The sequence below is a fragment of the Kitasatospora sp. NPDC056783 genome (assembly GCF_042789895.1).
Classification (GTDB): domain Bacteria; phylum Actinomycetota; class Actinomycetes; order Streptomycetales; family Streptomycetaceae; genus Kitasatospora.
The window spans coordinates 1-9,527 of record NZ_JBHUAF010000341.1; the positions used below are offsets into that span (position 1 = coordinate 1).

Here is a 9,527-nt window from a genome sequence, read left to right on the forward strand (position 1 = left end):
GTCCACGACCGAACCTTAGTGATGGAACGTCAGTCTGTCGCCAGGGACTGGGTCGGGGTCGGCGGGTGCGCGCAGGAGGACGAGCCCCGGCAGGAGCAGGAGTCGTCGGAGGCGCCACCCTCCGGCAGCGCGACGGTGTCGCGCAGGGAGGTGACGGTCAGCTCACTGAGGTCGAGGTCCGGAAAGTCGAGATCCTCGGCCGCGACGGACTCGGCGGTGTCGGACATGGCGAACTCCCCTGTGACGGTGGGCACTCCGGCCGAACGGCCCGGTGCGCCCACGAACGGGTGCTGCGGGATGCGCCGACCCCCACGGGTGCGCCGCGTACGGGCCGGACCCGACGCGCCCGGGAGAAAGCGCCGGATCCGCCCTCGGACGGCGGCGCCGAACCGGATTGCCCGGCCGGCGGAATCAGCCTACGGCCGAGATCATGACGGCACGTCAGCCGATCGGGAACTCTGTCACCTGCGGCTGCGCGCAGGAGGACGAGGCCTGACAGGAGCAGGAGCCCCAGGACGCGCCGTTCTCCGGCAGCGCGACCGACAGCGGCCGACAGCGGCCGGCCGCGACTTCCGCGCGGGCGGGGCCCGGCCGGTCCGAGGGGCGGGGTGAGCCGGCCGCCGGCGCGCGGACACGTCGTGATCGCGGTGGGCTCCGAGCCCACAGCGGGGCCGGCTCAGCCGAGCGGCAGCCTCCCGGGCACCGGGCCGTTCACCCGGGTCAGCCGCGCAGCCGGCGGGCCCGGAGGTATTCGCGGGCCAGCAGGCGCAGCGCGGCGGGCTTGGCGGGCCCGGCCGAGCGGCGCAGCAGGGCGCCGAGGTCGGCGCGGGCGGCGGCGCCGGTGAGCTCCTCCACCCCGACGATGCAGCGGACCATCGGCCGGTGCTCGGGCGGCACCAGGTCGATGACGGCCCTGCCTTCGGCGAGGGTGCGGCCGGCCCGGTCGAGCAGGGCGGCGAGCAGGGCCCGGACGGCGGGCAGGTCGCGGGCCCGCTCCAGGTCGGCGCGGGTGACGCCGTGCTCGGCGAGGGTCTTCTCGGGGATGGTCAGCCGGCCGTCCGCGAGGTCCTCGGCGAGGTCGTTGACGAAGTCGAGCCGCTGGCTGCCGTCGATGAAGGTGCGGCAGGCGGCGCGGTACTCGCGCTGGTCGCCGTCCGGGCCGATCAGCGCGGCGACCACCATGAAGGCGGGCAGCGAGTACCCGTCGACGTAGGCCTGGTAGTCCTCCTCGGTGGCGAAGCCGGTGAAGTCCAGGTCGGCCCCGGTCGCCGCGAGGAAGTCCGGCACCCGCTCGTACAAGACGGGGTGGGCGGCGACGCTGTTCAGCAGGGGCCGCAGCTCGGGGTCCTCGGTGCGGCCTGCGGCGAGGCCGTCGGTGACCTGCCGCTGCCAGCGGACGGACGCCGCCCGGCGCTCGGCGGGCGGGCCGCTGTCGATCAGGGTGTCGGTGCGGTGCATGAAGGCGGCGGCCGCGATCACGTGCGGGACCATCCGGGCGGGCAGCAGCAGGTCGGCGGCGAGGGCGATCTCCCGCTTGTACCGGGCGACCTGCTGCCGCTGCCGGCCGTAGTCGGCCCGCAGCCCGGCCTCGCGTATGCCGGCCGCGTCCAGCGCCCGCTCCCACCTGCCCATTTCCCGCTCACCCCATCATGTGTTCGACGGGGACCGAGCGTATCCGGTGCACGTGGGAGCGCCTATTCGAGGCCCGGGTCCCCAGGGGTTCCGGCCCCGCCCGCCGGTCGGCGGCCGGCCGCCGCCGACGCCAGGTAGGCGTCCGCCTTGGCCGGGTCGAAGTACCACTCCTCCAGGTCCGCCGGGTCGTTGAACGCGTTGGCGAACCGGTGCGCCACCGCGGGCAGTTCGCCACCGGCGGCGAGGATCCGCAGGACGTGCGGGGGCGGCGGTCCGAGCAGTTCGTTGCTCCAGGCGGTGGCGGGGGCGGCGGTCCGCCAGAACCCGTCGAAGGCCGCCTGCTGGAAGGCCCGGTCGAAGGGCCGGTCGCCGTGGGCGAGGATCGCCTCCAGGTAGCCGGCGGCGCATTTGGCGGCGTTGTTGGATCCCTGGCCGGCGATCGGGTCGTTGAGGACGACCACGTCCGCGACGCCCAGCACCGTGCCGCCGCCGGGCAGTTCGCCGACCGGGCGGCGCACCACCGGGGTGATCCGGCCGGCCAGGGTGCCTCCGGCGTCGGTGAGCTCGACGCCGCCGCGGGTGCGGTCGTACTCCCACGGCGTGAACTCCTTCATCAACTCCAGGGTCACCCGCAGGTGTTCGGCCGGGTCGCGGATCCCGTCGAAGGCGTCCGCCGGGCCGCCGGGCAGGGCCTGCCAGACCATGGCGTCGCAGGGCCCGGCCTCGGTCAGGGCCGGCACCAGGAAGAGCTCGCCGACGTCCGGCACCAGGTTGCAGCGCACCGCCGGGTAGTCGTGCTCGGGGCGCGGCGCGAGGCCGTGCACGTAGCTGGCGGCGAGGGCGCGCTGCGGCCGCTCGTACGGGGAACGTCCGGGGTCGCGCTCGAACAGCGAGGCCAGCGTGCCCTTCCCGGAGGCGACCAGCACCAGGTCGTACGAACCGGCCAGGTCCTGGAGGTCGGCGGCGGTCACCCGGCGCAGCTCGACCCGGCCGCCGCGCTCGGCGAACAGCTCCAGCCAGGTGGACATCTTCAGCCGCTGGTCGACGGACTGCGCGTAGCCGTCCAGCCGGCCGACCCAGTCGATCGCGCGCGCCGCGCCCGGCCCGGCCACCGACACCCCGAGGCCCTCGATCCGGGGTGCCCGCTCGGCCCACAGGTCCAGGCCGAGGGCCCGCTCGGTGCGCAGCGCGGAGTCGAACATGCACTGGCTGGACAGCACCCGTCCGCCGCGCACCTCCTCCGGGCCGCGGTCGGTCGTCATCGTCACGTCGTAGCCGTGGGCCTGGAGCCCCAGGGCCAGTTGGAGTCCCGCCTGTCCGGCGCCGACGATCAGCATCCTGCGCATCGTCCCTGCTCTCCTGGTGGTCGCGTCCCGGGCCGGCGGCCCACGCCCGCCCCGGCCGCCACCGGACTGCTTACCAGTCATCGCCGGGCCCCACCACGGGCCGGGCCGGTGCCCGCCGCCGCTGTCACCCGGACCGGTCCGCCGGCCGAAGCCCCCCAACCCACCACGGCGGCACGGGCGTCCGCCCCCCCCGGCCCGCCGCCCGGCGCCTCAGCCCGTGACCAGCCGGCGCCCGGTGACCTTCTCCGGGTGGACGCGCACCCAGCGCGGCCGCTCCCCGCCCGCCCAGGGAGCCGCCCCGGGCAGGCCGGCCAGGCGCTTCAGCTCGTGCGGGTCCGCCACGTAGCGGGCCGGGCCGAGGGCGAGCACGCTCCAGCCGCGGCCGAGGTACTCGTCGAGGTGGTCGACCTGGAAGGAGACCGCGGCCCCCTCCTCCGGGGCGGTGGCGCTGTGCTCGCCGGTGCGGTAGACGAAGCAGCCCTGGTCGACCACGTAGTTGACCGGCATGACCACCGGAGCCGGCTCGCCCGGCAGGGCGATCCGGCCGATGCCGTGGCTGCCGACCAGCTGCCAGCACTCCTGCTCGGTGAGGTCGAGCAGCCGGGGGCGCGGACCGGGGCCGCCCTGGCCGGGCGGGGCGTCGGCGCGGCCGGACAGCAGCTCGGCGCGGGTGCTGCCGAGGGCGGCGGCGATCCGCAGGAAGCCCGCCGGGTCGAACCCGGGCCCGGCCTCGAGCAGGACCCGGAGGTAGCGGGGGGCCATCGCGGCCCGGTTGGCCAGGGTCTCCTCGCTGAGGCCCAGCTGTCGGCGCCGCTCGGCGATCCGGCCGGCCACGACGGCGGGGTCAGGGGTCTCGTGCACGGTGGTGACTCCTCGGCTTGCCGGGGGGCGGTCGGGCCGCGTCCGGGCGTTGACCAGGCCGGGCCCATCCAAGCGCCCGGCCTGCGGCAAGTCGAGCAACGGCCCGGCCCGTGCGTGTCGGTCCACCGGCCCGTACCGAGGAGTTGATCACCTGCCACCCGGGGCTTCGCCGTGGAAACATGGCTCGCGCGTCGACCATCGAGATCAACGGCCGGCCCGCGGACGTCGAGGACGTGCACCGGGTCGCGGACGTCGAGGACGTGCACCGGGTCGCGGTCCGGAGCTACGGGCACTTGGCCGCTCACCCCGACCGGCCTCCGCCCCCTCCGCTCCCCCGGTCCGGGCGGCGGTCCCGCCAGGCCGGGGCGAGCGCGCCGAGCATCACCGCCGCCGTGAGCACGAACGCCCAGGGGTAGCCCGTCCGGCCCGCGACCGCCCCGAAGGCGACCGCGCCGACGCCCATCCCGCCGTCGTAGGCGACGTTCCACAGCGCCGCCACGGTGCCGTACCCGGCGGGCGGCACCCGCGCGTACATCAGGGCCAGCGTCGCGTTCTGCGCGACGCCGAAGCCCGCGCCGAACACCGCCGCCCCGGCCACCACCGCGACCGCGCTGTCCGTCGAGGCCAGCAGCAGCACCCCGGCCGCCGCCAGCAGCAGCGCGGGCAGCACCAGCCCGTCCGAGCCGCGCCGGTCCCCGTACCGCCCGGCCAGCCAGCGGGTCAGCACGGCGGCCCCGGGCTGGACCAGCAGCGCCAGCGTGACGGCGGTGGCGGAGGCCACGGCGAGCGGCAGGAAGGTGACCATGATCCCCGCCGCCAGCGCCGTGGCACCGAACACCGCGGCCGGGCGCAGCAGTGCGCCGTCGCGCAGCCCCTGCCGCACTCCCATCGTCGGTCCGCCGGCCCGAACGCGGTCGGGCAGCCCCGGGACGGAGGCCACCGCGGCCAGCGGCGCCGCCGCCCCGATCCCGAACACCCAGGCCCATCCGACGTGTTGGGCCAGCCAGACGCCGAGCGGCAGACCGAACAGGGCGGGCAGTCCGGAGACCAGGCCGATCAGCGCGAGCCCTTCCCCGCGCCGCTCGGCCGGGATCAGCGTCGCGGTCAGCGCCCCGCCGGCCACCAGGGCGACGGCGAAGCCGAGTCCGCGCAGCAGGCAGACCGCCACCACCGCCGCCATGCTCCCGGTCCACACCAGTACCAGCGCGGGCGCGCCGAGCAGGACCAACCCGGCCGCCAGCACCGGGCGGTAGCCGAACCGGGCGGTCAGCGACGGGGTGGCCAGTTCGCCGACCACGGTGGTGAGCATCAGCGCGCCGGTGGCCAGGCCCGCCGCGTGCTCACCGCCGGACTCCTGGGCGTACAGCGGAACGGCGGACAGCAGCAGGTGGAATCCGATGGAGGAGCCGAACAGGGAGACCAGGCGCAGCAGCAGGGCCCGCGTCACCAACGGCGGCCGGTCGCGGCCGGACCCGGCCCGGGCGGAGTCGATCGTCGTGTCCACCCGGCGACGCTACCGGCTCGGACGGCCCACCGACAGGGGCCGCCGACAAGGGCCGCGGAGGCCCGCGGATCACAATGATCCGGCACACTGTCAGGATGCCGTGTCCGACGGTGTCCGTCCCCGCGGCCCAGGCGCCTACCGGCCCGCACGGCCCGCGCGCACGCCGCCGGAGGGAGCCGACGAGGCCTGCCCGGCCGGTCCTGCCGGGCGTCCGGACCGGCCCACGAGCCATAGGCGAGATCTATGGCCCCATAGATCAACACCACCTACTTCGCAGGTCACGCCTCCGGTTTGCTACAAAGGTCCAGACCGCCTTGTGCCGCGCCCGACCGGAGGACCACTCGTCATGCCCCGCCCGATCCGAGTCGCGATCGTCGGAGCCGGCCCCGCCGGCATCTACGCCGCGGACGCCCTGCTGAAGTCCGACGCCGCCCAGGCCCCCGGTGTCTCGATCGACATCTTCGAACGGATGCCCGCCCCGTTCGGCCTGATCCGCTACGGCGTCGCACCCGACCACCCGCGGATCAAGGGCATCGTCACCGCCCTCCACCAGGTGCTCGACAAGCCCCAGGTCCGGCTGTTCGGCAACGTCGACTACCCGACCGACCTCGCCCTGGACGACCTGCACCGCTTCTACGACGCCGTGGTCTTCTCCACCGGCGCCATGGCGGACCGCGCGCTGGACATACCCGGCATCCACCTCGACGGCTCCTACGGCGCGGCCGACTTCGTCTCCTGGTACGACGGCCACCCGGACGTGCCCCGCACCTGGCCGCTGGAGGCCGAGAAGGTCGCCGTCCTCGGTGTCGGCAACGTCGCCCTGGACGTCGCCCGGATCCTCGCCAAGACCGCCGACGAGCTGCTGCCCACCGAGATCCCGCCGAACGTCTACGAGGGCCTCAAGGCCAACCGGGCCGTCGAGGTGCACGTCTTCGGCCGCCGGGGCCCGGCCCAGGCCAAGTTCAGCCCGATGGAGCTGCGCGAGCTGGACCACTCCCCGACCATCGAGGTGATCGTCAACCCCGAGGACATCGAGTACGACGAGGGCTCGATCGCCGAACGCCGCGCGGTCAAGCACGTCGACCTGGTCGCCTCGACGGTGGAGAACTGGGCGATCCGCGACGTGGGCGACCGCCCGCACCGGGTCTACCTGCACTTCTTCGAGTCCCCGACCGAGGTGCTCGGCGAGGACGGCCGGGTGGTCGGCCTGCGCACCGAACGCACCGAGCTGGACGGCACCGGAAACGTGCGCGGCACCGGCCGCTTCACCGACTGGGACGTGCAATCGGTCTACCGCGCGGTCGGCTACTACTCCGACGAGCTGCCCAAGCTGCCCTTCGACCCGGCCTCGGGCACCGTCCCGCACGCGGCCGGCCGGGTCCTGGACGGCGACGGCTCGCACCGCACCGCCACGTACGTCACCGGCTGGATCAAGCGCGGCCCGGTCGGCCTGATCGGCCACACCAAGGGCGACGCCAACGAGACCGTCGCCTGCCTGCTGGACGACCACGCGGGCGGCCGGCTGCCCGGCGCCGTCGAGCCGGAGCCGTCGGCGGTCGAGGAGCACCTGCGCGCCCAGGGCATCCGGTTCACCACCTGGGACGGCTGGAAGCTGCTGGACGCCCACGAGCGCGCGCTCGGCGAGCCCGAGCAGCGCGAGCGCGTCAAGGTCGTCGAGCGCGAGGACATGCTCCGCCACAGCGGGGCCTGATCCGACACGGTCGGAGAGGCCCGGCCCCGAGTGCCACCGCCGAAATCCCGCGGGAAATTCCTTCCGGAACCACTCCCGCGGGATTTCGGCGTCTCGCGCTGGTGAACCCGGAGGTCGTTCCGCTCAGGGCCGGACGACCGGCAGCAGCAGCTCGTCCACGATCGCCGCCGGATCGAGCCGCGCCGCGTCCCCGCCGCACATCTTGATCCGGTACAGCATCAGCGCCGGCACCAGATCGGTGACCAGCGAGGTCACCGCCCCGGGGCGGACCTCGCCGCGCGTGGTCCCGCGGTCCAGCACCTCGGCGATCAGCGCCGTCGTCGGCTCGACCACCCGCTCCACCACGATCTCCAGGAACGCGTGCGCCCGCTGGTGGTCGAGTTCGCTCATGACGGCCCGCACGGCCGCGCCCATCTCGCTGACCATGGCGGCGCGCAGTCTGGTGACCACCTCCAGCAGGTCCCCGCGCAGGCTGCCGGTGTCGGGGGCCGGGCCGGACGGCGGCAGACTGGCCCGCAGCGCGTCCTTGACCAGGTCCTCCTTGGACGACCAGCGGCGGTAGAGCGCCGCCTTGCCGGTCTGCGCTCCGGCGGCCACCCCCTCCATGGTCATCCGGGCGTAGCCGTCGGTGGTGAGCTGCTGGAGGACCGCCTCGTAGATGGCGCTCTCCAGCGCCTCGCCGCGCCGCCGCAGCGGAACGCCCGTCACCGGCCCGTGCCCGGTATCCGTGTCAGCGGTCATGGTTGCGCACCTTCTTCAGTCGCCCTTCGCCGATGGCCGTCGTTCCACGCGTTCGCCCCCGTCCTCCGGACACCCGGCACCGGCCGCGCGCTGGCGGATCCATGTCCTCCATCACGGGCGTCGCCGGGGGCTACTGTCGATGTTAGTGAACGAACCCGTTCCCGACGTCGGTCCCGGTCCGCCGTGACGCGTTCCGGTGTTCACCCCGGCGGTTCCCGTACGGCGTGGGCCCACCCGCGCGACGGGACCGGAAGGGGACCGTGGCCCCATGCGGCTGGGGCGGGGTCGGCGGTCGGATGGGAGGGCAGGTCGAACCGGACCTGCCTGCGGAGATTCCCGTGGAGGACCACATGACCGACAGAACCACCGGCACCGCGCTGGTGGCCGCCGGTGTCGCCGCCGTCTTCGCCGCGGTGAGCGTCGCCGCCGCCATCCGGGCGTGCAGGTGCCCGGTCCCGGGCGCGGAGGGCGCGCCCGGAGCGAAACGACCCCACCGCGGCGGCCCCGGCTCCATCCACAGCCACGGCTGCTCGCCCCCGGACTGCTGACCAGTCACCCCCATCCCGTTCGAAGCTCCCCGCCCCCGGCCGGCACCCGTCGCGCCGGGGGCCTTCCGTCCGCCGGGCCCGCCCCTGCCGGTGAGGCGTCCGCGGCCGTCAGCCGCACGCGGGCCGGCGCGGGAGCACGGCGTGCACCCGGGTCCCCTGCCGCAGGGCGTCCACGGTGCAGCTGCCGCCGATCTCCGCGGCCCGCTCGGACATCGACCGCAGCCCCACCCCCTGGTGCTCCGGAAGGCCGTGGCCCGGACCCCGCCCGTCGTCCTCGACGTAGAGTTCCAGCCGCCCGGCGAACGCCCGGACGGACACCGTCGCGCTCCTCGCACGGGCGTGGCGCAGCACGTTGTTGAGCGCCTCCGCCGTGATCCGGTAGACCGCGACCTCGACGGCGGCGGGCAGCTCCGGCAGCGGGTCGGGCTCCAGCCGGGTGGTGACGGTGAGGTCCGCGCCGCTGAACGTCTCGGCGAGCCGGGCCAGCGCACGGGACAGGCCGTAGTCGCCCAGGGCCGTCGGTCCGAGCCGGTCGGTGATCCGCCGGACCTCCCGGACCGCCGTGGCCAGGTCGTCCGCGACCCGGTCCAGCACCGCGGAGTAGAGCGCCGGGTCGTCCACCGCGGCCGCTCCCTGGAGGCGCAGCCGCAGCCCGGCCAGCATCGGGCCGAGTCCGTCGTGGATGTCGCGGCGCAGTTGCCGGCGCTCCTCCTCGCGGGCCCCGACGATCCGCTCGCGGCTGGCCCGCAGGTCCTCCATCAGCTGGAGCGAGGCGACGGCGGGCGCGGCCTGGTCGGCGAGCGAGCGCAGGATGTCTCGGTCGCTGCCGTCGAGTGCCCGCTGGCCCTCGCGCGGGGCGACGGTGAGCCGTCCGATCTGTTCCCCGCGGTGCACCAGGGGGAAGTCCTCACCGCTGCCGGAGAGTTCCCCGACGGCGGCCAGCGAGCGCTCGCCGCCCCGGGTGGACACGGTCAGCTCCACGCCGGGCAAGCGCAGTTCGTCGCCGACGGTGCGGCACAGCACGCCCGGCACCTCCTGCGGGTCGACGGTCTGGCTGACCCGCCCGGCCAGGCTCCGCAGCACCTGGTAGGGCTGGGCGCGCGATCCGTAGTACCAACGGTCGACGAGGCCGGAGACCCACCGCACGCCCCGGGGCAGGCCGATCGCGAGCAGGAAGACGGCGG

The 9,527-nt window shown here is 75.3% G+C and carries 10 protein-coding genes; 2 read left to right on the plus strand and 8 right to left on the minus strand.

Annotated elements, in window-relative coordinates:
• Positions 1-29: 29 nt before the first annotated feature.
• From ACFRMQ_RS32490 to ACFRMQ_RS32515, 6 genes are all read right to left on the minus strand, one after another.
• The gene (locus tag ACFRMQ_RS32490) at positions 30-227 is read right to left on the minus strand and encodes a thiazolylpeptide-type bacteriocin (protein WP_380734322.1); all 198 of its coding nucleotides are present in this window, start codon (positions 225-227) and stop codon (positions 30-32) included.
• A gap of 214 nt (positions 228-441) precedes the next feature.
• Positions 442-666: a thiazolylpeptide-type bacteriocin gene (locus tag ACFRMQ_RS32495; protein WP_380734332.1), complete on the minus strand. Its 225-nt coding sequence runs from the start codon at positions 664-666 to the stop codon at positions 442-444.
• A gap of 54 nt (positions 667-720) precedes the next feature.
• A complete protein-coding gene (locus ACFRMQ_RS32500) occupies positions 721-1,632 on the minus strand; it encodes a squalene/phytoene synthase family protein (protein ID WP_380734323.1) in 912 nt (303 codons plus the stop codon).
• Positions 1,633-1,694: 62 nt separating this feature from the next.
• Positions 1,695-2,978: a styrene monooxygenase/indole monooxygenase family protein gene (locus ACFRMQ_RS32505; protein ID WP_380734324.1), complete on the minus strand. Its 1,284-nt coding sequence runs from the start codon at positions 2,976-2,978 to the stop codon at positions 1,695-1,697.
• Positions 2,979-3,188: 210 nt separating this feature from the next.
• Positions 3,189-3,839 carry a helix-turn-helix domain-containing protein gene (locus ACFRMQ_RS32510; RefSeq protein WP_380734325.1) on the minus strand — a complete coding sequence of 217 codons (651 nt, stop codon included), beginning with the start codon at positions 3,837-3,839 and terminating at the stop codon, positions 3,189-3,191.
• A 301-nt stretch (positions 3,840-4,140) separates the two neighbouring features.
• Complete coding sequence (locus ACFRMQ_RS32515; RefSeq protein WP_380734326.1) at positions 4,141-5,343, minus strand: MFS transporter; 1,203 nt, start codon at positions 5,341-5,343, stop codon at positions 4,141-4,143.
• A gap of 346 nt (positions 5,344-5,689) precedes the next feature.
• On the opposite strand from ACFRMQ_RS32515, the gene ACFRMQ_RS32520 reads away from it, so the two are divergent.
• Positions 5,690-7,054 (plus strand): FAD-dependent oxidoreductase, encoded by a 1,365-nt coding sequence (locus tag ACFRMQ_RS32520; protein WP_380734327.1) that lies wholly within the window; start codon positions 5,690-5,692, stop codon positions 7,052-7,054.
• Between the two features lie 123 nt (positions 7,055-7,177).
• Here the strand turns inward: ACFRMQ_RS32520 and ACFRMQ_RS32525 are convergent, their stop codons facing one another.
• Positions 7,178-7,795, minus strand: a complete 618-nt coding sequence (locus tag ACFRMQ_RS32525; protein WP_380734328.1) for a TetR/AcrR family transcriptional regulator — start codon at positions 7,793-7,795, stop codon at positions 7,178-7,180.
• A gap of 350 nt (positions 7,796-8,145) precedes the next feature.
• Between ACFRMQ_RS32525 and ACFRMQ_RS32530 the strand changes: the two genes are divergently transcribed.
• On the plus strand, positions 8,146-8,343 hold the full coding sequence (locus ACFRMQ_RS32530) for a hypothetical protein (protein WP_380734329.1): 198 nt from the start codon (positions 8,146-8,148) through the stop codon (positions 8,341-8,343).
• 108 nt (positions 8,344-8,451) lie between these two features.
• Here ACFRMQ_RS32530 and ACFRMQ_RS32535 read toward each other — a convergent pair.
• Positions 8,452-9,527: histidine kinase (locus ACFRMQ_RS32535; RefSeq protein ID WP_380734331.1), on the minus strand; the 1,076-nt coding region annotated here is incomplete at its 5' end.